The organism is Streptomyces sp. NPDC059874, assembly GCF_042731135.1.
GTDB lineage: Bacteria > Actinomycetota > Actinomycetes > Streptomycetales > Streptomycetaceae > Streptomyces.
This window is the reverse complement of sequence record NZ_JBHWJY010000017.1, coordinates 24,523-43,931: the sequence shown is the minus strand read 5'-3', so window position 1 is coordinate 43,931 and position 19,409 is coordinate 24,523. Positions and strand designations below refer to the sequence as shown.

Annotated in this window: 28 protein-coding genes; 16 read left to right on the top strand and 12 right to left on the bottom strand. The window is 70.1% G+C overall.

Going from position 1 to position 19,409, the window contains the following annotated elements; translation table 11 throughout:
- Positions 1–6: 6 nt before the first annotated feature.
- Positions 7–429, bottom strand: a complete 423-nt coding sequence (locus ACFV9H_RS12670; protein ID WP_385397049.1) for a MarR family winged helix-turn-helix transcriptional regulator — start codon at positions 427–429, stop codon at positions 7–9.
- Between the two features lie 133 nt (positions 430–562).
- Here ACFV9H_RS12670 and ACFV9H_RS12665 point away from each other — a divergent pair, with 133 nt between their 5' ends.
- On the top strand, positions 563–934 hold the full coding sequence (locus tag ACFV9H_RS12665) for a cupin (RefSeq protein ID WP_385396905.1): 372 nt from the start codon (positions 563–565) through the stop codon (positions 932–934).
- A 4-nt stretch (positions 935–938) separates the two neighbouring features.
- On the opposite strand, the gene ACFV9H_RS12660 is transcribed toward ACFV9H_RS12665, so the two are convergent.
- Positions 939–1,325 (bottom strand): PLD nuclease N-terminal domain-containing protein, encoded by a 387-nt coding sequence (locus tag ACFV9H_RS12660; RefSeq protein WP_385396903.1) that lies wholly within the window; start codon positions 1,323–1,325, stop codon positions 939–941.
- An 89-nt stretch (positions 1,326–1,414) separates the two neighbouring features.
- Here ACFV9H_RS12660 and ACFV9H_RS12655 point away from each other — a divergent pair, with 89 nt between their 5' ends.
- Genes ACFV9H_RS12655 through mqnP form a run of 4 tightly spaced genes read left to right on the top strand, consistent with a single transcriptional unit; the run spans position 1,415 to position 4,699 of the window.
- Complete coding sequence (locus tag ACFV9H_RS12655) at positions 1,415–2,872, top strand: menaquinone biosynthesis decarboxylase (RefSeq protein ID WP_385396901.1); 1,458 nt, start codon at positions 1,415–1,417, stop codon at positions 2,870–2,872.
- Complete coding sequence (locus ACFV9H_RS12650; protein WP_385396899.1) at positions 2,869–3,342, top strand: hypothetical protein; 474 nt, start codon at positions 2,869–2,871, stop codon at positions 3,340–3,342. The genes ACFV9H_RS12655 and ACFV9H_RS12650 overlap by 4 nt, the downstream gene beginning before the upstream one ends.
- Positions 3,339–3,779, top strand: a complete 441-nt coding sequence (locus tag ACFV9H_RS12645; RefSeq protein WP_385396897.1) for a hypothetical protein — start codon at positions 3,339–3,341, stop codon at positions 3,777–3,779. The genes ACFV9H_RS12650 and ACFV9H_RS12645 overlap by 4 nt, the downstream gene beginning before the upstream one ends.
- A complete protein-coding gene (gene mqnP, locus ACFV9H_RS12640) occupies positions 3,776–4,699 on the top strand; it encodes a menaquinone biosynthesis prenyltransferase MqnP (RefSeq protein WP_385396895.1) in 924 nt (307 codons plus the stop codon). The genes ACFV9H_RS12645 and mqnP overlap by 4 nt, the downstream gene beginning before the upstream one ends.
- Here the strand turns inward: mqnP and ACFV9H_RS12635 are convergent.
- Positions 4,696–5,331: a rhomboid family intramembrane serine protease gene (locus ACFV9H_RS12635; RefSeq protein WP_385396893.1), complete on the bottom strand. Its 636-nt coding sequence runs from the start codon at positions 5,329–5,331 to the stop codon at positions 4,696–4,698. The genes mqnP and ACFV9H_RS12635 overlap by 4 nt on opposite strands.
- Before the next feature lie 86 nt (positions 5,332–5,417).
- Here ACFV9H_RS12635 and ACFV9H_RS12630 point away from each other — a divergent pair, with 86 nt between their 5' ends.
- A complete protein-coding gene (locus ACFV9H_RS12630) occupies positions 5,418–6,089 on the top strand; it encodes a UbiX family flavin prenyltransferase (protein WP_385396891.1) in 672 nt (223 codons plus the stop codon).
- Here ACFV9H_RS12630 and ACFV9H_RS12625 read toward each other — a convergent pair.
- Positions 6,086–6,220, bottom strand: coding sequence for a hypothetical protein (locus ACFV9H_RS12625; protein ID WP_266947896.1), 135 nt, complete (start codon positions 6,218–6,220; stop codon positions 6,086–6,088). The genes ACFV9H_RS12630 and ACFV9H_RS12625 overlap by 4 nt on opposite strands.
- 121 nt (positions 6,221–6,341) lie before the next feature.
- On the opposite strand from ACFV9H_RS12625, the gene ACFV9H_RS12620 reads away from it, so the two are divergent.
- From ACFV9H_RS12620 to ACFV9H_RS12595, 6 genes are all read left to right on the top strand, one after another.
- A complete protein-coding gene (locus ACFV9H_RS12620) occupies positions 6,342–6,797 on the top strand; it encodes an Lrp/AsnC family transcriptional regulator (protein WP_385396889.1) in 456 nt (151 codons plus the stop codon).
- Positions 6,798–6,872: 75 nt separating this feature from the next.
- Positions 6,873–8,036 carry an aminofutalosine synthase MqnE gene (gene mqnE, locus ACFV9H_RS12615; RefSeq protein WP_385396887.1) on the top strand — a complete coding sequence of 388 codons (1,164 nt, stop codon included), beginning with the start codon at positions 6,873–6,875 and terminating at the stop codon, positions 8,034–8,036.
- A 107-nt stretch (positions 8,037–8,143) separates the two neighbouring features.
- Complete coding sequence (locus ACFV9H_RS12610) at positions 8,144–8,668, top strand: GNAT family N-acetyltransferase (protein ID WP_385396885.1); 525 nt, start codon at positions 8,144–8,146, stop codon at positions 8,666–8,668.
- A gap of 44 nt (positions 8,669–8,712) precedes the next feature.
- Positions 8,713–10,344, top strand: coding sequence for a hypothetical protein (locus ACFV9H_RS12605; RefSeq protein WP_385396883.1), 1,632 nt, complete (start codon positions 8,713–8,715; stop codon positions 10,342–10,344).
- A 102-nt stretch (positions 10,345–10,446) separates the two neighbouring features.
- The gene (locus tag ACFV9H_RS12600) at positions 10,447–10,719 is read left to right on the top strand and encodes a DUF4229 domain-containing protein (RefSeq protein WP_385397047.1); all 273 of its coding nucleotides are present in this window, start codon (positions 10,447–10,449) and stop codon (positions 10,717–10,719) included.
- 387 nt (positions 10,720–11,106) lie between these two features.
- On the top strand, positions 11,107–12,435 hold the full coding sequence (locus tag ACFV9H_RS12595; protein WP_385396881.1) for a dicarboxylate/amino acid:cation symporter: 1,329 nt from the start codon (positions 11,107–11,109) through the stop codon (positions 12,433–12,435).
- On the opposite strand, the gene ACFV9H_RS12590 is transcribed toward ACFV9H_RS12595, so the two are convergent.
- From ACFV9H_RS12590 to ACFV9H_RS12565, 6 genes are all read right to left on the bottom strand, one after another.
- Positions 12,363–12,809 carry a hypothetical protein gene (locus tag ACFV9H_RS12590; protein ID WP_385396879.1) on the bottom strand — a complete coding sequence of 149 codons (447 nt, stop codon included), beginning with the start codon at positions 12,807–12,809 and terminating at the stop codon, positions 12,363–12,365. The two genes, ACFV9H_RS12595 and ACFV9H_RS12590, sit on opposite strands and share 73 nt — an antisense overlap.
- A gap of 133 nt (positions 12,810–12,942) precedes the next feature.
- Positions 12,943–13,281 carry a hypothetical protein gene (locus tag ACFV9H_RS12585; RefSeq protein WP_385396877.1) on the bottom strand — a complete coding sequence of 113 codons (339 nt, stop codon included), beginning with the start codon at positions 13,279–13,281 and terminating at the stop codon, positions 12,943–12,945.
- Positions 13,254–13,574, bottom strand: a complete 321-nt coding sequence (locus tag ACFV9H_RS12580; RefSeq protein WP_385396875.1) for a hypothetical protein — start codon at positions 13,572–13,574, stop codon at positions 13,254–13,256. Before ACFV9H_RS12580 ends, ACFV9H_RS12585 begins: the two co-directional genes overlap by 28 nt.
- 3 nt (positions 13,575–13,577) lie before the next feature.
- Complete coding sequence (locus ACFV9H_RS12575; protein WP_385396873.1) at positions 13,578–13,892, bottom strand: hypothetical protein; 315 nt, start codon at positions 13,890–13,892, stop codon at positions 13,578–13,580.
- Positions 13,889–15,292: a hypothetical protein gene (locus ACFV9H_RS12570; protein WP_385396871.1), complete on the bottom strand. Its 1,404-nt coding sequence runs from the start codon at positions 15,290–15,292 to the stop codon at positions 13,889–13,891. The genes ACFV9H_RS12575 and ACFV9H_RS12570 overlap by 4 nt, the downstream gene beginning before the upstream one ends.
- A complete protein-coding gene (locus ACFV9H_RS12565) occupies positions 15,289–15,759 on the bottom strand; it encodes a hypothetical protein (protein ID WP_385396869.1) in 471 nt (156 codons plus the stop codon). Before ACFV9H_RS12565 ends, ACFV9H_RS12570 begins: the two co-directional genes overlap by 4 nt.
- Positions 15,760–15,885: 126 nt before the next feature.
- On the opposite strand from ACFV9H_RS12565, the gene ACFV9H_RS12560 reads away from it, so the two are divergent.
- On the top strand, positions 15,886–16,533 hold the full coding sequence (locus ACFV9H_RS12560; protein WP_385396867.1) for a hypothetical protein: 648 nt from the start codon (positions 15,886–15,888) through the stop codon (positions 16,531–16,533).
- Positions 16,534–16,544: 11 nt separating this feature from the next.
- Here ACFV9H_RS12560 and ACFV9H_RS12555 read toward each other — a convergent pair whose 3' ends face one another.
- A complete protein-coding gene (locus tag ACFV9H_RS12555) occupies positions 16,545–16,736 on the bottom strand; it encodes a DUF397 domain-containing protein (protein WP_385396865.1) in 192 nt (63 codons plus the stop codon).
- On the bottom strand, positions 16,733–17,590 hold the full coding sequence (locus ACFV9H_RS12550) for a helix-turn-helix domain-containing protein (protein ID WP_385396863.1): 858 nt from the start codon (positions 17,588–17,590) through the stop codon (positions 16,733–16,735). The genes ACFV9H_RS12555 and ACFV9H_RS12550 overlap by 4 nt, the downstream gene beginning before the upstream one ends.
- A gap of 155 nt (positions 17,591–17,745) precedes the next feature.
- On the opposite strand from ACFV9H_RS12550, the gene ACFV9H_RS12545 reads away from it, so the two are divergent.
- The 3 genes from ACFV9H_RS12545 (at position 17,746) to ACFV9H_RS12535 (ending at position 19,317) form a co-directional block, all read left to right on the top strand.
- Positions 17,746–18,174 carry an ATP-binding protein gene (locus tag ACFV9H_RS12545; protein ID WP_385396861.1) on the top strand — a complete coding sequence of 143 codons (429 nt, stop codon included), beginning with the start codon at positions 17,746–17,748 and terminating at the stop codon, positions 18,172–18,174.
- A 226-nt stretch (positions 18,175–18,400) separates the two neighbouring features.
- Positions 18,401–18,874 carry a hypothetical protein gene (locus ACFV9H_RS12540; protein ID WP_385396859.1) on the top strand — a complete coding sequence of 158 codons (474 nt, stop codon included), beginning with the start codon at positions 18,401–18,403 and terminating at the stop codon, positions 18,872–18,874.
- A 110-nt stretch (positions 18,875–18,984) separates the two neighbouring features.
- Entirely contained in the window at positions 18,985–19,317 is a 333-nt protein-coding gene (locus ACFV9H_RS12535) for a hypothetical protein (RefSeq protein WP_385396857.1), read from the top strand.
- The last annotated feature ends 92 nt before the right edge of the window (positions 19,318–19,409 follow it).

Below are 19,409 nucleotides of genomic sequence, written 5' to 3'. Positions count from 1 at the left end.
CGCGCCTCACCACACCGGCCGGAGGGGCGGCAGCCCCCCTTCGCCGTGCAGCGCGCGCACCAGGCGTCCGAGTTCTCCGCGCAGGGTGCCGAGGTCGACGCTCTGCCCGAGTTCGGCCTCCAGCTCGTGCAGGACGCGGCCCGCGACGGCCAGGTGGTCGGTGGCCGCGGTGGTCAGCACCACCAGCTTGCGGCGGCCCCCCTCGGGGTGCGGCTCGCGGCGGACGTAGCCGCGCTTCTCCAGGTCGTCGACGATCTGCCCGGCGGCCTGCTTGGTCACCCCGAGCCGCTCGGCGAGCTCACTGGCGGTGGCGCCGGGCCCTTTGAGGGCCTGGAAGGCCATGCCGTGCAGGGGGCGCAGGTCCGCGTACCCGGCCTCGGCCAGCCGCCGGGTGAACTCGCCCAGGAGGAGCTGGAAGCCGAGTCCCATGAGGAAGGTCAGCTCGATGCCCTCGTCGTTTCGGTGATTGGTCACGGAAACATGGTGACACGGGCAAGACAAGCTGCTTTACTCATGCGAGTAAAGCTACTTGTCTCGAACGGAACGAGGGCTCGCCTTGCACGTGATCGCCGCTTCCCCCGACAACGTCACCGTCACCCCGAACGCCACCATGACCGGCCTCGCCGCCCCCAGCCGGGGCAGTTCCGAGCTCAGCACCTGGCGCGTCGACATGGCCGCCGGAATCACCGGCCCCGAGCACTCCGTCAGTCGCGAGCAGGTCTGGACGCTCACCGTCGGCTCCCTGGAGGTCATCTGGGACGGCGGCGCCCGCACCGAGAAGGTCACCGAGGGCCAGACCCTCGTCCTGCCCCCCGACGTGATGCGCCGGATCCACTCCGCCGAGGCCTTCCAGGCGTACGTGGCCATGCGCGCGGACGGCGTGGTCACCGTCCCGGGCGAGGAGGGAACCCGCGCCCTGCCCTGGGCTCAGTAAGCCGTCAGCCGTCCTTGTCCTCGCCCTGCTCGCGCCGCTTCAGCTCCTCCTCGCGGCGGCGCAGGTCCGCCTCCCAGTCCTTGAGGAGGCTCTCGTCCTTCTTGTTCTCCTCGCGAAGGGACTTGAGGAAGTCCGGATTGTCGTCGGGGGCGACCCACTCGTGGCGGTGGTTGCGGTGCCACTCGGAGGGCGTGCGGCCGCCCGCCGGGGCGTGGCGCATCTTGCCCGCGGCGAACCAGACGATCGGGCCGACGATCCAGAAGAGCAGGATGATGATGACCCAGACGACCTTGGGAAGGTGTTTGGCCTCGTCCTCGGGGGTGTTGAGGCAGTCGATGAACGCGTAGATCGTCAGCGCCAGCGGCAGGATGAACATCAGCGCCCTGATCATGCGGAACAGCCCCCTGGAAACAATTGCGGGGTTCGATTCGACGGCCCCGGTGACAGGTCCAGCGTAGCCGGTGACCGATACTGGCCCCTATGGCTTACGACGATCTCCGCTCGCTGCTCCGGGCTCTGGAGCGAGAAGGCGACCTCAAGCGCATCAAGGCCGAAGTCGACCCGTACCTGGAGGTCGGGGAGATCGTCGACAGAGTGAACAAGGCGGGGGGTCCCGCCCTCCTCTTCGAGAACGTCAAGGGCTCGGCGATGCCGCTGGCCATGAACGTCTTCGGCACCGACCGCCGCCTGCTCAAGGCCCTCGGCCTGAAGTCGTACGCCGAGATCAGCGAGAAGATCGGCGGCCTGCTCAAGCCCGAACTGCCGCAGGGCTTCATCGGGGTCCGCGAGGCATTCGGCAAGCTCGGCTCGATGGTCCACGTACCGCCGAAGAAGGTGAAGGGCGACTCCGCTCCCGTCCAGGAGGTCGTCCTCACCGGCGACGACGTGGACCTCGACCGGCTGCCGGCGCTCTTCACCTGGCCCAAGGACGGCGGCTCCTTCTTCAACCTGGGCCTCACGCACACCAAGCACCCCGAGACGGGTGTCCGCAACCTCGGCCTGTACCGCCTCCAGCGCCACGACAAGCGCACCATCGGCATGCACTGGCAGATCCACAAGGACAGCCGCAACCACTACGCGGTCGCCGCCAAGCGCGGCGAGCGGCTGCCGGTCGCGATCGCCTTCGGCTGCCCGCCCGCGGTGACGTACGCGTCGACGGCCCCGCTGCCGGGTGACATCGACGAGTACCTGTTCGCCGGCTTCGTCGCGGGCAAGCGGATCGAGATGGTCGACTGCAAGACGGTCCCGCTCCAGGTCCCGGCCAACGCCGAGGTCGTCATCGAGGGTTGGCTGGAGCCGGGGGAGACGCTCCCCGAGGGCCCCTTCGGCGACCACACGGGCTTCTACACCCCGCAGGAACCGTTCCCGGCGCTGAAGATCGACTGCGTGACGATGCGCAAGCGTCCGCTGCTCCAGTCGATCGTCGTCGGCCGGCCGCCGACGGAGGACGGCCCGCTGGGCCGCGCGACGGAGCGTTTCTTCCTCCCGCTCCTCAAGATCATCGTGCCGGACATCGTGGACTACCACCTCCCCGAGTCGGGCGGCTTCCACAACTGCGCGATCGTCTCGATCGACAAGAAGTACCCGAAGCACGCACAGAAGGTCATGCACGCCATCTGGGGCGCGCACATGATGTCGCTGACCAAGCTGATCATCGTGGTGGACTCCGACTGCGACGTCCACGACCTGCACGAGGTGTCCTGGCGGGCGCTCGGCAACACGGACTACTCCCGCGACCTCACCGTCGTCGAGGGCCCGGTCGACCACCTGGACCACGCCTCGTACCAGCAGTTCTGGGGCGGCAAGGCGGGCATCGACGCCACGAAGAAGCTCCCCGAGGAGGGCTATACCCGCGACGGCGGCTGGCCCGACATGGTCGAATCCGACCCGGCGACCGCCGCCCTCGTGGACCGCCGCTGGAAGGAGTACGGCCTGTGAGCCCCGTCGTGGTGGGTGGCCCGGAGCTGCTCATCGGCAGCGATACGACGTACGTCGCCCTCGCGCGCCCCGAGCTCGACCCGGCCGACCCCGGCGTCCGGCAGGCCGCCGAACAGGCGGGCGTCTCCCCCGAGGAGTTCGCCGGCCCCGGGAACATCTGGGCCCTGATGTGGGACCAGGAGGACGGCGAGGACGGCGGCTTCGAGCTGCCCGGCCTGCGCGACGCCGAGGCGGAGGACTTCGCCGAGCGGCTGCGGCTCGCACTGGGCACCGGCGAGGAGTTCACCGTCGAGGCCGGCCCCGTCCTGAGCCTGGGCGCCCGCCCGGCCGGCGCCGACCGTTATGCGCTGAGGGCCCACGTCACCCCGCCCGAGGGTGAGGACGAGGAGCCCGTGACGCTGGAGCTCGACGAGATCCGCACGGGCGAGTTCCTGCCCCACATCGAGAAGTTCCTCCGGAGCCTGGCGTGACGGCCCTCCTCGCCGCGGACGGCTTCCCGCTCCAGCTGCGGCTCGGCGACGACCGCAGTTCGGTGCGGCTCACCGCCCCCGAGGGGACCGAGACGTCCTGGCGGCTCACCGCCGACTGGAGCGGCGCTTTCACGGCGGACTTCCCGATACCCGCGATGACCACCGAGGACATCGCGGGGTTCGCGGACCGGCTGCTCGAAGGCTTCGCCCCCGACGAGCCCTTCTTGCCGCGCGACCACTTCAGCGCGGTCGTCAGCGAGGGCCGGGGCAACCCGCTGCGCGTCCACGTCCGTCGGGGCGACGACCACGTCGTCTTCCTCGCACGCGTCACGCCGTGCGGGGACGACGAAACCTCGCACCTCGACCTGGAGATCGGCGCCGTCCCCCTGGACGTCCAGCTGGCCCACCTCGAAGAATTCCGGAGGGATCTCGGATGACATCCGCCGCCGAGGGCGTGATCGGACCCGGCCCCGCGCCGGAGGCCGGCAACAAGGTCAAGGCCTTCCTGCGGCTCGTGATGATCGAGCACTCGGTCTTCGCGCTGCCCTTCGCCTACATCGCCGCGCTCACCGCCATGTTCCAGCTCGACCGGAGCATGCACTGGGGCAAGCTGCTGCTCGTCACCGTCTGCATGGTGGGCCTGCGGACCTTCGCCATGGCCGCCAACCGGATCATCGACCGCGAGATCGACGCCCGGAACCCCCGCACCGCCGGCCGCGAGCTGGTCACCGGCGCGGTCTCCGTGCGCTCCGCGTGGACCGGGGCGGGGGTCGCGCTCGTCGTGTTCCTCGGCTCGGCGGCGCTGCTGAACCCGCTGTGCCTGGCGCTGGCGCCCGTGGCCGTCATCCCGATGGTCGTGTACCCGTACGGCAAGCGGTTCACGAACTTCCCGCACGCCATCCTGGGTCTCGCCCAGGCCATAGGGCCCGTCGGCGCCTGGCTGGCGGTCACCGGCGCGTGGTCCTGGGACGCGGTCGTCCTCGGCCTCGCGGTGGGCGTGTGGATCGGCGGCTTCGACCTGATCTTCGGCAGCCAGGACGTGGCCGCCGACCGCGCCGAGGGCGTCAAGTCCGTCCCGGCCCGCTTCGGCGTCGCCGCCGCCCTGTGGGGCGCCCGCGGCGCGCACGTCGTGACCACGGTCCTGCTGGCCTGGTACGCCCTCGCCACCGACGCGGGGATGTTCTTCTGGGCGGGCCTGCTGATCGTCGTCTGTGCCTTCTTCTACGAGCACAGCATCGTGACGCCGCACGACCTGTCCCGCCTGAACCGGGCCTTCTTCACGGTCAACGGCTTCATCGGGATTGCCCTGTTCGTGTGCGCCCTGCTGGATCTCACGGTCCGGGGCCTGACCTTCTAGGTCTTCCAGGTCGTCCAGGCGATGGCAGACGGCCGGGCGGCGGGGCGGCGGAAGTAGAGCGCCGTCACCACGCCCGCCACGAGCCCGCAGAGGTGGCCCTGCCAGCTGACGCCGCTGTCGTTCGGCAGGACGCCCAGGAAGAAGGAGCCGCCCCAGATCGCGGCGATCACCACTCCCACCGCGATGCCGAGGGGCCTGCGCTCGACGAAGCCGCGCACCACGAGGTAGCCGAAGAGGCCGAAGACCAGGCCGGAGGCGCCCGCGGTCATCGTGTTCGGGGGCGCGATCAGCCAGATGCCGATCCCGTCCGCAACGATGATCAGCGCGCTGACGGCGAGGAAGCGGCGTATGCCGCTGAGGGCCGCGACGAAGCCGAAGATCAGCAGCGCGATGCTGTTCGCCGCCACGTGCGCGAAGCCGAAGTGCAGGAACGGGGCGGTGAGGATGCCGCTGAATCCGTCGGGGTCGCGCGGAGTGATCCCGTACGCGTCCAGCGCGTGCCCGGTGGCGAAGTCGATCGCCTCGATCACCCACAGCAGGGCCACCCAGCCGAGCATCAGCTTGGCGGCGGCCTTCGCGCGCTCGCCCCGCGTCCAGCCGTCTTCGGTCGTCGTGCCCATGGTCGTGCTCATCTTCGCCCCCCGTGCCGTCCCACCCTCTGGAACGTGCGGCCACCTTAGCGAGTGCCCGCCCGTGGTGGCCGGATAGTCTCGGAGGTATGACTGAGCGCAAGCGCACCCCGTGGGTGGTCGGGGTTTCCGGCGCCTCCGGGACGCCGTACGCGGCGGCGGTGCTCCGCGGGCTGCTCGCGGCCGGGGAGAGCGTCGACCTGGTGGTGAGCCGGGCATCAAGGCTCACCCTGTTGGACGAGACCGGGATCGCCTTCCGCGACGCGCACTGGCGGGAGGACCTGGGGGAGTGGCTGGAGCGCGGGGCCGACGGGAAGCCCGCGACCTTCGCACGCCCGGAGCTGGCGGACGTCCGCTACTGGGGCGCCGGGGACCTGGCGGCCGGGCCGAGCTCGGGCTCGTACCCCGTCAAGGGGATGCTGATCGTGCCGGCGTCCACGGCCTGTGTGGCGGGAGTGGCGCTCGGACTGTCGAAGGACCTGCTCCAGCGCGTCGCGAGCGTGACGCTCAAGGAGCGGCGCCGACTGGTGGTCGCGGTGCGGGAGACCCCGCTGAACGGGCAGACGCTGAAGCATCTGGTGACGCTGGACGAGGCGGGCGCGATCGTGCTGCCCGCCTCTCCGGCGTTCTACGCGGGTGCGACGCACATCCAGGATTTGGTGGATTTCGTCGCGGGGCGGGTGCTGGACGCGGCAGGGGTGCCGCACCGGCTGTACCGCCGTTGGGAAGGGGAGCTCGGTGGAGCCCGCCCCGGGGACTAGCGCTTCTTGGCGCTGCGCGGCTTGCGGGTCTTGTCGACGCGGTGCGCGGCGGACGGCTGGTCGGTGCGGGATCGGTTGGCCAGCTCCTGGAGCTGTCGCATGTGTGCGTAGGCCATCTCGATCGTGTACACGGTGAACCACTCCTGAAGATCGTCATTGATCTGTTGAAAGATTCACAGGGTGTTGACCCTGTGTGCCTTAGATTCTATACCTAGACTTGCAGGATCGCCGAATAATGGAAGGCTCCACGTAATGGACACGGTGGACAGGCAGCTCATCCAGGCACTCCGGGAAAACGGTCGTGCCTCGTACGCGGAGCTGGGCCGTCTCGTGGGCCTCTCCGGCCCCAGCGTCACCGACCGCATCAACCGGCTGGAGACGGCCGGTGTCATCACCGGCTACCGCGCGACCGTGGACTCGCGTTCGCTCGGTCTCGGCGTCACGGCGCTGATCGGGCTCTCCATGTCCGATGCCGCGGACCACGAGGACGTCGCCCGTCGACTGCGCGACCTCGCCGAGATCGAGGACTGCTGGTTCATCGCCGGTGACGACTCCTTCATGCTGAAGGTGCGCGCCAACGACGTGGACGGCCTGGAGAAGATCATCCGTCGGCTCTCCGGCACCAAGGGCGTCTCGCGCACCCGCACCACCATCGTCCTCTCCACCAAGTGGGAGAACCGGGTCGGGGATCTGCCCGAAGAGGCCTGAGAGTACGGTTGGCAACGGCTTGCAGGACAGGCAGGCCGGAGACGTGTAGCAGGCATCTAGGGAGGCGACCGGTACATGGACGCTGGGCTCAAGCGCGAGCTGGAGGAGAAGGTTCGCTCCGGCGAGCGGCTGACCCGGGAGGACGGCATCGCCCTCTACGAGTCGGACGACCTGGCCTGGCTCGGTGGCCTCGCCCACGAGGTGCGCACGCGCAAGAACGGTGACGTCGTCCACTTCAACGTCAACCGTCACCTCAACATGACGAACGTGTGCACCGCCTCGTGCGCGTACTGCTCGTTCCAGCGCAAGCCGGGCGAGAAGGACGCGTACACGATGCGCATCGAAGAGGCCGTGCGCCTGGCCAAGGCCATGGAGAACGAGAACCTCACCGAGCTGCACATCGTCAACGGCCTGCACCCGAACCTGCCGTGGCGCTACTACCCGCGCTCGCTGTCCGAGCTGAAGAAGGCGCTGCCGAACGTCTCGCTGAAGGCCTTCACGGCGACGGAGATCCACCACTTCGAGACGATCTCGGGCATGTCGGCCTCCGACATCCTCGACGAACTCATCGAGGCCGGCCTGGAGTCGCTCACCGGCGGCGGCGCGGAGATCTTCGACTGGGAGGTGCGTCAGCACATCGTCGACCACCGCACCCATTGGGAGGACTGGTCGCGCATCCACCGGCTGGCGCACTCGAAGGGCCTCAAGACCCCTTCGACGATGCTCTACGGGCACATCGAGGAGCCGCGCCACCGCGTGGACCACGTGCTGCGGCTGCGCGAGCTCCAGGACGAGACCGGCGGCTTCCAGGTCTTCATCCCGCTGCGCTACCAGCACGACTTCGTGGACATGAAGGACGGCAAGGTACGCAACAAGCTGCAGGCGCGGACGTCGATGGCGACGGGCGCGGAGGCCCTGAAGACCTTCGCGGTCTCCCGGCTCCTCTTCGACAACGTCCCGCACGTCAAGGTCTTCTGGGTGATGCACGGCGTGCAGACCGCGCAGCTCGCGCTCCAGCACGGCGCGGACGACATGGACGGCTCGGTCGTCGAGTACAAGATCACGCACGACGCCGACAACTACGGCACCCCGAACAAGCTGGGCCGCGAGGACCTGCTGGAGCTGATCCGCGAGGCGGGCTTCCGCCCGGTCGAGCGCAACACGCGCTACGAGATCATCCGCGAGTACCCCGGCCCGGAGGCGGGCCTGCGCGAGACGCCGCAGGCGATGCGCGTCTGACCCTCGCGGGCGTCCGGAACGAGTGACCTTGGGTAAGCCCTGGCTGTGATGGCCAGGGCTTACCCTTTTTGCTGGACCGGCCGCTCTGTAATAGATATTCTTCGGCAATGACCCTTACTTTCACCGTGGACCCGGTCATCGACCCCGCCCTGCGTGACGGCATCCTCCGGCTGTGGGCCGACGTCTCCAACGCGGGCGGTGCCGTCGGCTTCGTGCCCCCGGTCACAGCGGACGACATCCGCCCGGCGCTCATCAAGCAGCTCGCCGCGGTCGCGGACGGCGGCACTCGGCTGCTCGTCGGACACGACGAGCAGGGCGAGGTGGCCGCCACCGCCTTCCTCACCCACAACACGCACCGGCTCCAGCTCCACTGGCTGCGGGCGTACACGGTGATGGTCCACCCGCGCCACCAGGGCAAGGGGTACGGCCGCGACCTGATGGCCGCGACGGAGGCGGCGGCCCGCTCCATCGAGGGCATCGACGCGATCCGCCTCGGCTGCCGGGGCGGTCACGGCCTGGAGCACTTCTACGCGGCCTGCGGCTACAAGGAGGTCGGGCGAGTGCCCGGGGCCATCCGGGTGGCGGAAAACGACGATAGGGACGACATCACCATGCTGCTTCCGCTTCACTGATCCCCGGTCGGGGCTCGTACGCGGTCGAGGAGGGGGTGCGGCCGATGGTCGTGACGGTGGTGCGGTGGGACCGGCGAGCGGTGGCTCTGGTGAAACTGCACGGCACGCAGACGGACCGCGACCTCTTCGAGGCCGCCCTCGCCGAACGCGGCTGGCCCGTCCTCGAACGCCGGGGCCCGGCCGCGACCCCGGTCACCGAGTCCCCCACCGAGTACCTCATCGAGATCCGCTTCCCGGGCTCGAACCTCAGGGCGGTCACCGGGGCCCGGCAGCGCATCGAGGTGCTCGCCGAGAGCCTCTGCCTCGACCTGGTGGTGGAGGCGGTGGACCGGGTCGAGCGCCGGCCGGAGGTGCGGCCGTACTGGCAGGCGTACCGGGGGCCGACGAGCCCGGCCCCCGCCCCGGATCCGGCCCCGGCCCCCGCCCCGGGCCAAGGCCCGGCCCCGGCCCCGGCCCCGGCCCCGGCTCCGGCCCCGGCTCCCGCTCCGGGCCCGGTCGCCGCCGCCGTGACGCGGCTGCGTGACGAAGCCGCGCGGTTGCGCGGCAGCGGGCGGCAGGTGCGGGCCCGGGAGGAGGCGCAGGCCAGGGCGCTCGCCGCGCGCCCGCTGCCCGGGGCGCCCGATCCGCCGGCCGGCGTCGAGGTGCGCAGGTCGGGCTTCGCCCTGCCCGGCGATCCCGGGCGGCAGGTCATCCGGCGCGCCGGCCACTCCCACCGGGACGCGCAGTACCCCGTGGCGTGCGCCCTGGTCCTCGGGGCGAGCCTGCTACCGCTGAGCGGAGGGGAACCGGGTCTCGCCCGCCTCGTCCTGTTCGCCGCCCTGGCCCTCCCGACCGTGGTGCTCGCGTCCGCCCTCTACCACCGCAACCGCTCGGACTGGCCGGTCGCACTCGCCGTCTTCGCCGGCCTCATGCAGTTCGTGCTCGCCGCCTGCGCCGGCACCTTCATCGGGGTCGGCGTGTGGCTCGCCCTGCCCGAGCGCCTGCAAGGCCCCACCACGACCGCCCTCCTCGCACTCGCCCTGTTCGTCCTCGTCGGCCTGGGCCGGCTGATCCGGCAGTCCACCCTGCGCCGGTCCCTTCCGTGGCTGCTGCCCGCGCTGCTGCCGTTCCTCCCCGGCATGCTGCCGGCCGTGGGGCTGTCGCTGCCCGCGGTGTACCTGGGCGAGTTCGACGTCGACATGGAGGACGTGGAAGTGCCCGCCATGCACCACCTCGCGGCCGCCCTCACGGTCCTCGCCGCCATGAGCCTGTGGCTGGTGGCACCCGCGCTGCTGGGCTTCGCCAAGCACTTCCACATGATGGTGCGGGACCGGTGGATGGGTTACACCGCCTTCGTGTTCGTCTCCGTCTGGAGCCTGGTCTTCGGCGTCTGGCAGCTGGCCTACCTGCCCGCCGTCACCGCCGGACAGGAAGCGCTCTCCACGGCCGCCGACCTGCGCACCCCACCCTCCCGGTACGGGATCGAGCCCGAGTGGGTCTGCGTACGGCCCGTCGGGGACCTCGACGAAGTCCCCACCGACGGCGGGCTGCTGGACCCGTCGAGCCCCTACCTCTCCCTCGGGGACGCGGACGGGACCGTCGTGCTGTGGTCCCCGCGCGGCTCCAAGGCGCTCAAGAGCCCGCTCTCCTCGCTGCGGCTGGTGCCGACCCACGACCCCCGGCGGCCTTGCCCATAGGCGCGTCGTGCTTCACTGGACGGGCACGTGCCCACGCAGGACGACGAGAGAGAAGGGGTCACCGTGTCCCTCAAGCCGAGCGCAACGATCCGCTACACCGCGATGCGGCTGGGCATCTTCGTCGGATGCCTCGTCGTCGTCGCCGGGCTCGTCAGCGTCGGTTGGGTGCCCTCCGGCCTCGGCGACGCCAATCCCATCTGGGTCGTGCTGCTCGCCCTCGTGCTCTCCGCGCCGCTCTCCTTCGTCCTCCTGCGCAAGCAGCGCGAGGAGATGTCCGAGCAGATCGCCGGACGCGTCGCGGGTGCGAAGCAGAAGCTGGCCGAGAACCGCAGCCAGGAGGACGTGGCCGACGAGGCCGCGCGCGCGAACTCGTAAGGCCCCAGTTGGCTTCATCACACACCGAACCGCCCCAGCACCGGGAAACCGCCCGCAGTGCCGGGGCGGTGGCGTTTTCCGGGGTGATGCAAGAGGGCCTCGTGCGCCCCTTGTCTCAAAGTACGCCTTTGAGATTCTCAAAGGGAAAGTGTTAGCGTGTTGAACATGTTGACCACAGCTGCGCACCCGATGGCCATGAGCGTCCCGCTCGTGGCGCGCCTGCACGTCGACCTCTGCCGCCGCGCGTCCGCGGCCTGTTGCTGTTGAGCTGAATCGATACAGCAGCGGTCCTGGCGGTCCCGGCCGGCCCCTTTTCCGGCTGCTGCCGCACCGCAACACCACCGCAAAGCCCCTCCCCCCTCATCCCGTGTGCGTCCCCTCCGGAGAGTGTCCGTGTCCGCGACCCCCCATGCCCCCGGCAGCCCTGCCAAGGCATCGTTCAAGTTCCCCTTCTGGGCCCAGATCGTCGCCGGTCTCGCCCTCGGCGTCCTCTTCGGCTGGATAGCCCGCAGTCAGGACGTCAGCTGGCTCGGCACCACGCTGGAGAAGACCGGTGACATATTCGTCCAGCTGCTGAAGCTGGCCATCGCCCCGCTGGTCTTCTTCGCGATCCTGGTGTCGATCACCAACCTGCGGAAGGTGAACAACGCGGCGCGGCTCGCCTCCCGGACGCTGCTCTGGTTCATGATCACCTCGCTGATCGCGGTCGGCATCGGCATCGGCATCGGCCTGCTGACCGACCCCGGCGCCGGCACCGGCCTCACCGCCGCCGACGGCAAGGACCCGAAGAAGACCGGCTCCTGGATCGACTTCCTCACCGGGATCGTGCCGACGGACATCGTCACGCCGTTCACCGATCTGAAGGTCCTCCAGATCGTGTTCCTCGCCGTCGTCGCCGGCATCGCAGCCCTCCAGCTGGGCGCCAAGGCCAAGCCGGTCCTCGACCTCGCCGAATCCGCCCTGGAACTCCTCCAGAAGGCCCTGTGGTGGGTCATCCGCCTCGCCCCGATCGGCACCATCGGCCTGATCGGCACCGCGATCGCCACGTACGGCTGGGACCTGATCGGCAAGTACGCGACCTTCACCGCCGACATCTACATCGGCTGCGCCCTCGTGATGTTCGGCGTCTACCCGCTGCTGCTCGCCACGGTCGCCAAGGTCAGCCCGCTCCAGTTCTTCAAGGGCGCCTGGCCGGCCATCCAGCTGGCCTTCGTCTCCCGCTCGTCGGTCGGCACCATGCCGGTCACCCAGAAGGTCACCGAGCGCCTCGGCGTCCCGAAGGAGTACGCCTCCTTCGCCGTCCCGTTCGGCGCGACCACCAAGATGGACGGCTGCGCCGCGATCTACCCGGCGCTCGCCGCGATCTTCATCGCGCAGATCTTCGACGTACAGCTGGGCATCAAGGAGTACCTGCTCATCGTCTTCGTCTCGGTCATCGGCTCGGCCGCGACGGCCGGCCTGACGGGCGCGACGGTCATGCTGACGCTGACCCTCTCCACGCTGGGCCTCCCGCTGGCGGGCGTCGGCCTGCTGATGGCGATCGACCCGATCCTGGACATGGTCCGCACCGCCACCAACGTGGCGGGCCAGGCGCTGGTCCCGGTCATCGTCTCGGCCCGCGAAGGCATCCTCGACAAGGAGGCCTACGCCTCCACCACGGCCTCCCCGCTGGACGAGCCGACCTCCACGCCGGCCCCGGCCGTCGCCGCCGCCTGATCGCCGGCCCGTTCCACGCCCGCCGCAGCCCCCGCCCCCGTCCGGGCGGGGGCTGCGGCGCGTTGCGGCCCGAGCGGGGATAGGTCGGACATCGACATATGACGCCGCTCTGCTCGGGCTGCTGCCGGCCGCGGCCGTGGTGGTGAGCGTACGGAGCCGGCCGGGGCGGGCGGGATCCTGCCGAGCGCCTGGTACCCGTGGTGGTCCCATTCGCCCTCGGATCCCCAGCGCAGGGCGGCGTACACGAGGAACGCGTTCAGCAGGTGGATGAGGGTGAGGGGCACGCCCAGTACCCACCGCAGGCATCCCTTGTCCTCGGGCAGGTCGATGTTCTCGCGCGGCAGCCTCAGCCGAGCGTCGCGATACGCGCCCATGCGATCACCCAACCGCGAAGTACACGGACGCGGCGTTCAGTAGGTGGACGAGTCCGAGAGGGACTCCGAATGCCCAGCACGTCCACGGACGGTGCTTGGGCAGCGTGATGTCTTCGGGGCTGTCGTTCATCGATCAGACCGTGTTCGCGCGGATGAGTGCGACCGCCGCGAGCAGCAGGGGCAGCGCGTACCACCACCGGTTCAGGGTCCGGCGGTACACCGGGAACAGGGAGACGAGCAGCCCGACGAGGCAGATGGCGAACACGGCGTGGGCGCCCGTCTGGATGTCGACGCGCATGCGGTCGTCGTCCGGGTGCACTTCCGCGATCAGCATGAGCACGCAGAAGTACGCCGCCGGCACGTAGAGGAGGCCGAGCGGCACCCCCAGCACCCACTGCAGGCAGCCTCTGTCTTCGGGGAGGTCGATGTTCTCGCGGCGGAGTCTCAGTCGAGCGTTGCGATACGCACCCACGCGGTCACTCCCAGGATGACGGGTGGGGCGAGCCACCACAGGCCGAGGGTCCGCCGGACCGGTGGGATGAGCGTGATCATCATTCCGATCACGCTCAGGATGATGGCGAGGAGGGCGCCCGTCGCAGTACCGGCGTAGCCCGCGTTGTCCCATTCGCCCGCTGGTCCGGCAGACACGATGAGGTACACGGTTGCGGCGTTCAGCGCGTGCAGGAGCCCGAGAGGGACTCCGGCCAACCAGCGCATCCATGGACGCTTCTCGGGCAAGCCGCTGCTCTTGTTGCTGTCGGCCATCGATCAGAGCGTGATCGACCGGACGTATGCGATGCCCGCAAGCAGCAGCGGCAGGATGTACCACCACTTGCCCATGGTCCGGCGGAACACCGGGGTGAGGGTGAGCAGCAGGCCGATGGCGCAGAGGGTGATGGAGAAGTAGGCGAGGTACTGCATGTCCGAACGCAACGGGTCATCGCGCGGGCTCGGCCACGAAGTCCAGGCCAGGTAGCAGCAGTAGACAGCGAATGCGTAGATCAACCCGAGCGGCACGCCCAGCACCCACTGCAGGCATCCCTGGTCCTCGGGCAGGTCGATGTTCTCGCGCCGCAACCTCATCGCATAGCCTCTTTCACCTTGCCGAGGTTATCGACGAATTCATTGCCATAGTTCTGGCCCTTCACCGACTCCCAGTACGGGCCGCCGTTGTAGCGGGCGGCGATCTCCTGCATCTGGGCCGGGGTCAGCTGATCGGCCGGGACGCCGGCGTACCTGGTCTCTGCCTTGATCTGGGCCAGGAAGCCGGCCGCGATGAACGCGTTCTGCTTGGGGTCCTGGAGCGCTCCCTGCACCACGTGCTGCTGCCGCTCGGTGAGGTGCTCGGGATCGTAGCCGAGCACCTCGGCGCCGCGCCGGAGCTGAATGGCGATCGGTCCGAACGAAGTCTCGTCCACGTTCCCGCCGAGCCGCGACGGCAGATTCTCCGCAGTGATGGGAAACAGTCCCCATGGTGTGTCGTCGGCCGACCTGCGGGCGAAATCGACGGCGTTGTCGGCAAAACCGGGCTGCCCGGCTATCTCCTTCCACGCGATACCCGCCACGAGTTCCTCGGGCAGCCCCGCGTGCCGGGCGGCCGCCCGCAGGATCTCCTTGTTCTGCGCGATCCAGGCGGCCTTTTCCTTGTCGCCGTCCGGAGCACCCCAGAAGGTGTCGGCCGCGTCGCCGGGCAGTCCCGCCACCTGCATCCGGATGTCCCGCAGCTGCGGTGAGATCAGGGTGTCCGGGCCGACAGGCCCTGGCGTCTCGCGCTTCGGGCCGCTGCCCGGAAGGTGGGTCAACGGGTTGCCGGCGGCCTCCGCTGCCTCCCGGCGGATGTCCGCCATCGCCGCGTACAGGTCGGGCCGACCGCCGCCGCCCTGCAGCTTGAACTCGGGCAGCAGCTCGTACGCCTGCTTCAGCGCGTGCACGCAGGTGCTGCGCGCCTCCTGCTCGGTGGCCTTCGCGAGCTGGAAGTTGCCGCCCGCGTCGTCGTGGAGGCGGTTGGCCTCGTCGCGGATGTCGTCCACGTCCATCGTGAGCTCGGCGAGGCCGTCGAGGAACCCGGTCGTCGCCCGCATGTCTTCCCACTGGCGCATCGGCTCCGCCTCCTGCGCCGTCCGGGTGATCGCTGTGCCCTTCGTGGCGATCAGCCCGGAGAGCGCCCGCTCCGCTCTCTTGCCGTTGCGGTAGTGCGCTTTGGCGGTGGTCAGCGCAGTCGCATAGGCGTGCAGAGCGCTGGCAGCCTTGTCGTAGCCCTCGGCCATGTGGGTCACCAGCCGGCGGGCCTCGGCGAGGCGCGAGGTGTACGTGTGGCTGCCGTCGCTGTGCCACTCCGTACGGGTCTCCGCACGCCGGGCGGGCTCCTCGACCTGCACGAGGAGCTCGCGCAGTCGGCGGAACTCGGCAGCATTACGCTCGACGAGTGCCGGGTTGCACTCCTCCAGGAACTCGACGTCCTTGCGGTAACTCAGCCCGCTCACTTGGCCTCCGGCTTCACGTATGCCCCGTATTCCAGGACGCGGTCGAGGAAGTTGCGGGCCGTCCCGTCATCCACCTGGGCGAAGCTGGTGCCGGTGGTCTTCAGGCGGGTGGCCAGGCCGGCGAACAGGGCGATCGTGTCCTGGAACTGGTCGTCGGCGAAGCGGGCGAAGCGCAGGGCTTCGTTCGCGACGTCGGTGTGCGCGCGCGGTGCGCGGGCCATCGTGCTCGCGTCGCCGTCCGGGCGGCCCTCGTGGAGGAGCGCGGCGATCTCGATGAGGAGGTTCGCGTTGCCGTTGATGGACCCGACCCCCGCCAACAGGCTCCCCGCAGCGGTGCCGCCCGCCTCGGGCGCCACCTGGTTCAGCCGCATGGCGGGCGACTCCTGCCCGGCCATGGCGGCAGCCTTGTGCCCGGCCCATTCTGCGTCGAACGACATGTATCCCCTGGAGAGTTGGTTCCTGGGCATGACCGGAATCTGGTGGTCATGCCCAGGTACGGAGACGGCGAGGAAGATCGTCCGGTTCCACCATGGGGGTTTGCGAGCGCCTTATAGTCGACGGTTGTTCATCAACTTGGCGTGTTCGGAGGGCAGATGGCGGTAGGGGAGATACGCGCGGCGGCGCAGATCATCGGGCGGCGCAACGCACTGCGCTACCTGGCGGTCGGAGTCGCCGGCTCACTGGTCGCGGCGTGCGGCGGCAAGGACAAAGCCCCCGCGCCCGGGGTGACCGCCGGGAGCGCGGCCCCGTCCTCGGCGGCGGCCTCCGCGTCCGCCTCTTCGGCCCCGGCGCCGGCCTCCTCGGGCCCGATCGCCCGGGCCTTCGACGCGTTCATCGGGGGCACCTGGAAGCTGGAGTCGACCACGCCCGGCAGCAAGACGGTCCACGGCACGGCCACCATCACGGCGCCGCCCGGGGGGAACGGCGGCTTCACCATCGTCTGGAACGCCGACGGCGAGGCGGTCGAGTGGACCGGCTCCTGGCTGCTGCGCGGCGGGCACTTGAGCTACACCCTCTTCGTGGGCTCCAAGGAAATGACGAAGCTGAGCGGCGGCGAGGCTCTCACGGTCCCGGCGACGGTGGAGGACACCACCTCGCTGACCCTGCCGTGGAAGCCGCCGGGGTCACGAGGCATGGTCGGCGGCCAGCAGCTGAAGGCGACCTACAAGAACAACGTCCTGCGGATCGTCCACGACGACGGCCACGGCAGTGAATCGGTGCACGTCTGCACCCGCGCCTGAGGTCCGTCCTGTCAGCTGCCGGACGCGTGGGCCACGAACCCGGCCCACGCGTGGCGGCCGATGGTGAGGTGGGGGCGCTGGATGTCCTTGGAGTCGCGCACGTGGATGGTGGCTGGAGTATTGGCCACCTCGACGCAGTCATCGCCCTCGCTGCTGTCGCTGTAGCTGCTCTTGAACCAGTCCAGGTCGGGGTTGTGGATCATGTTTCTCCCACCAGTTCCTCGATGAACGCCAGCGACTCGCGTGGCGTAAGCGCCTGAGCTCGGATGATGCCATAGCGCAGTTCGAGGATGCGGAGTTGCTTGGGGTCGGAGACCGGGCGGCCGTGGAACGCCCCGTCCGACCGGCCCACCGCCGTTCCGTCCTCGAACTTCAGCACCTGAATGCGTCCCCCCATGCCTGCGTGTTCCTCGACGTGGGTCGGCATGACTTGGAACTCCACGTTCGGCAACTGGACCACCTCCAGCAGGTGTTCGAGTTGCTGACGAAGCACCATTGTGCCGCCGATCGGCCGTCGGAGGGTGACCTCTTCCTGGACGAAGCTGAGAGCTGGGCCGGGAGCCCGGTCGAAGATCGAGCGGCGTGCCATGCGGGCGGCCAGTATCTGGTCCATCTCGTCCCGCGAGTACGCGGGCCGCCGCATTCGAAACAGGGCCGATGCGTATTCCGGCGTCTGGAGCAGTCCGTGCACGTTGTGACTGCCATAGGCTCCGATCTCAACCGCCCGGGCCTCAAGCTTCGCCAAGTCCCGAATCTTCTTCGGGTAGCGGATCTGCTCGACATCAGCCCTCATCGTGGCGATCTTCCCGCCCGCCCGCAGCACCTCGTCCGCCCTGTCCAGGTACTCGGGACGGGGGATCCGCTTGCCCGCCTCGACCTTGCGGACGAGGTCCTCCCCGTACCCGATCTCCGTACCGAGGTCGGCGGCCCGCATCCCCGCTTCCTCCCGCCACGCCCGGAGCTGGCGACCCAGCGCCGCAAGGACTGCCACCCCCTGCTCGTCCTCGGGATCGACGTCCCAGCCCGCGTCTTCCGTACCGTCGCTGTCCACACTCATCCGCGCCCACCTCCGACCTGCCGACATTCCTCAACGCTGCGTGCCCGCCGTCCGCGCCGGACAGCCGCGACAGCACAGGACAACCGCCGGACAAAGGCCGGACGCAAGGGCCTCCCCGCTTCTCACGGTACGCACGTCTCGCCACGCTGTGTGACGTGAATCGCCAACTCGCCCAGCCCTGGGCCACCACCGACCGCTTCGACGTACGGCTCTCCTCCACCCCGCGCGGTGCCCGACTGGCCCGGCTGCTCGCCGTCGAGCAACTGCGGGCGTGGGGGCTGCCCTTCTGGGATCCCGCCCAGGTCGTGGCCGAGCTCGCCGCGAACGCCGTGACGCACGGACGCGTGCCCGGGCGGGACTTCCGGCTGGTGCTCGCCGTCGCCGGAGGCGTGCTGCGGATCGAGGTGACGGACACGAGGGGTGACCGGATCCCGGTTCTCCGCGATCCGGGGCGGGGGCTGGTGATCGTCGAAGGGCTCTCGGAGCGTTGGGGCGTAAGGGAAGGGCCGGCCCCGGCCAAGGTGGTGTGGGCGGAGGTCTCGCTGGCCGCCGGGTCGCGGGGGGCCGCGACCCGGCGTGCTTAGACGCATAAGTGCCAAATTCACGGGTGAAAGAACCAACCAACCAACCCCACCCCGCCCCGTGACCGGGCGCCCGTCCCTCGGACGGGTGAACAATGCCAACTGGGCTGGATTTGGCGCTGGTTGCCGGGCATATGCTCGGCCCGACAACAGCAGACATGAGACGGCCCCCGGCGGGACTGGCATCCCGGTCGAGGGCCTGACCAAGCAGGAAGTAAGCAGCTTCCCCATGGCTCTCCAGCACCTTAGCGCGCCCTCGCGCGCCTCGTCCCGTGTTCCCGCCGGGACCCCCCGATCCGGTGTCATCCACGTCAACATCCGGCACGACAGTCACTTCACCGTGGTGGGCAACGGCCTCGCCCAGCACCGCGAACTGTCGTACACCGCCCGGGGCATCGCCCTGTACATCCAGTCGCTGCCCGCCGGATCACCCGTCGGCGTCAAGGCCCTGGCGGCGCGGTCCGCCGAGGGCGAGATGCGGGTCGCCGCGGCGCTGCGGGAGCTGGAGGAGCACGGGTACCTGGAGCGCCGGCGCGAGCGGCTGGCGACGGGGCAGGTGGTGACCCGTACGTACTCGTACAACAGCCCGGGGGCCGCGCTTCGGCAGCCGCCGGCATCGCCCCCTCCGCCGCCGGACGCGGAGCCCCTACACGAGCCGGACCCGGAGCCCGACCGGCGCCCGAGCCCGACCCGGCGCCCGTAGCGCCGTCGTGGCCCGGGTGGTCTGCCCCCGCCCCGGTCCACCCCGGCGCCGCCGATCTCCTCGCCGGCCTGCGACGCCACGACCCCCGGCTGCTGCTGGCCGAACGCGACGTGCGGCGGCTCGCGCCCGGCGTATCGACCTGGCTGGAGCGCGGGGCCGACCCCGAGGCCATCGGCAAGGTGCTGTCGGGGGACCTCCCGGAGAACCTTCGCCATCCGGCGGCGGTGATCGCCCACCGGCTCACCGCGCTGCTCCCACCGCACTTGCCGCCCGCCCCGGCGGTCCCGCAGGTCAGGCGGCCGGACCCGTTCCAGACCTGCGGCGGCTGCGACCGCGCCTTCCGCGCCCCCGAGCCGGGCCGCTGCCGCGACTGCCCGCCCGACCCGTCGGCACTAGGGGCGGGCATCGTTGCGTCTTGCCGAGCCGCCGTCGGCACGGGCTGATTCGGCATACGGGCTGTTTTCGGCGGCACGGTGCACGCCCCGGGCCGTGGAGCGCCAGGCCGGAGCGTACGGGCGAATAGGTTCGCGCCAGG

Excerpts from the sequence above, each read along its gene's own strand:
- ACFV9H_RS12670 (WP_385397049.1), bottom strand. The coding sequence starts at position 429 with ATGGGACTCGGCTTCCAGCTCCTCCTGGGCGAGTTCACCCGGCGGCTG.
- ACFV9H_RS12660 (WP_385396903.1), bottom strand. The coding sequence starts at position 1,325 with ATGATCAGGGCGCTGATGTTCATCCTGCCGCTGGCGCTGACGATCTAC.
- ACFV9H_RS12655 (WP_385396901.1), top strand. The coding sequence starts at position 1,415 with ATGGCTTACGACGATCTCCGCTCGCTGCTCCGGGCTCTGGAGCGAGAA.
- mqnP (WP_385396895.1), top strand. The coding sequence starts at position 3,776 with ATGACATCCGCCGCCGAGGGCGTGATCGGACCCGGCCCCGCGCCGGAG.
- ACFV9H_RS12635 (WP_385396893.1), bottom strand. The coding sequence starts at position 5,331 with ATGAGCACGACCATGGGCACGACGACCGAAGACGGCTGGACGCGGGGC.
- ACFV9H_RS12630 (WP_385396891.1), top strand. The coding sequence starts at position 5,418 with ATGACTGAGCGCAAGCGCACCCCGTGGGTGGTCGGGGTTTCCGGCGCC.
- ACFV9H_RS12620 (WP_385396889.1), top strand. The coding sequence starts at position 6,342 with ATGGACACGGTGGACAGGCAGCTCATCCAGGCACTCCGGGAAAACGGT.
- mqnE (WP_385396887.1), top strand. The coding sequence starts at position 6,873 with ATGGACGCTGGGCTCAAGCGCGAGCTGGAGGAGAAGGTTCGCTCCGGC.
- ACFV9H_RS12610 (WP_385396885.1), top strand. The coding sequence starts at position 8,144 with ATGACCCTTACTTTCACCGTGGACCCGGTCATCGACCCCGCCCTGCGT.
- ACFV9H_RS12605 (WP_385396883.1), top strand. The coding sequence starts at position 8,713 with ATGGTCGTGACGGTGGTGCGGTGGGACCGGCGAGCGGTGGCTCTGGTG.
- ACFV9H_RS12600 (WP_385397047.1), top strand. The coding sequence starts at position 10,447 with ATGCGGCTGGGCATCTTCGTCGGATGCCTCGTCGTCGTCGCCGGGCTC.
- ACFV9H_RS12590 (WP_385396879.1), bottom strand. The coding sequence starts at position 12,809 with ATGGGCGCGTATCGCGACGCTCGGCTGAGGCTGCCGCGCGAGAACATC.
- ACFV9H_RS12580 (WP_385396875.1), bottom strand. The coding sequence starts at position 13,574 with ATGGCCGACAGCAACAAGAGCAGCGGCTTGCCCGAGAAGCGTCCATGG.
- ACFV9H_RS12575 (WP_385396873.1), bottom strand. The coding sequence starts at position 13,892 with ATGAGGTTGCGGCGCGAGAACATCGACCTGCCCGAGGACCAGGGATGC.
- ACFV9H_RS12565 (WP_385396869.1), bottom strand. The coding sequence starts at position 15,759 with ATGCCCAGGAACCAACTCTCCAGGGGATACATGTCGTTCGACGCAGAA.
- ACFV9H_RS12560 (WP_385396867.1), top strand. The coding sequence starts at position 15,886 with ATGGCGGTAGGGGAGATACGCGCGGCGGCGCAGATCATCGGGCGGCGC.
- ACFV9H_RS12555 (WP_385396865.1), bottom strand. The coding sequence starts at position 16,736 with ATGATCCACAACCCCGACCTGGACTGGTTCAAGAGCAGCTACAGCGAC.
- ACFV9H_RS12550 (WP_385396863.1), bottom strand. The coding sequence starts at position 17,590 with ATGAGTGTGGACAGCGACGGTACGGAAGACGCGGGCTGGGACGTCGAT.
- ACFV9H_RS12540 (WP_385396859.1), top strand. The coding sequence starts at position 18,401 with ATGGCTCTCCAGCACCTTAGCGCGCCCTCGCGCGCCTCGTCCCGTGTT.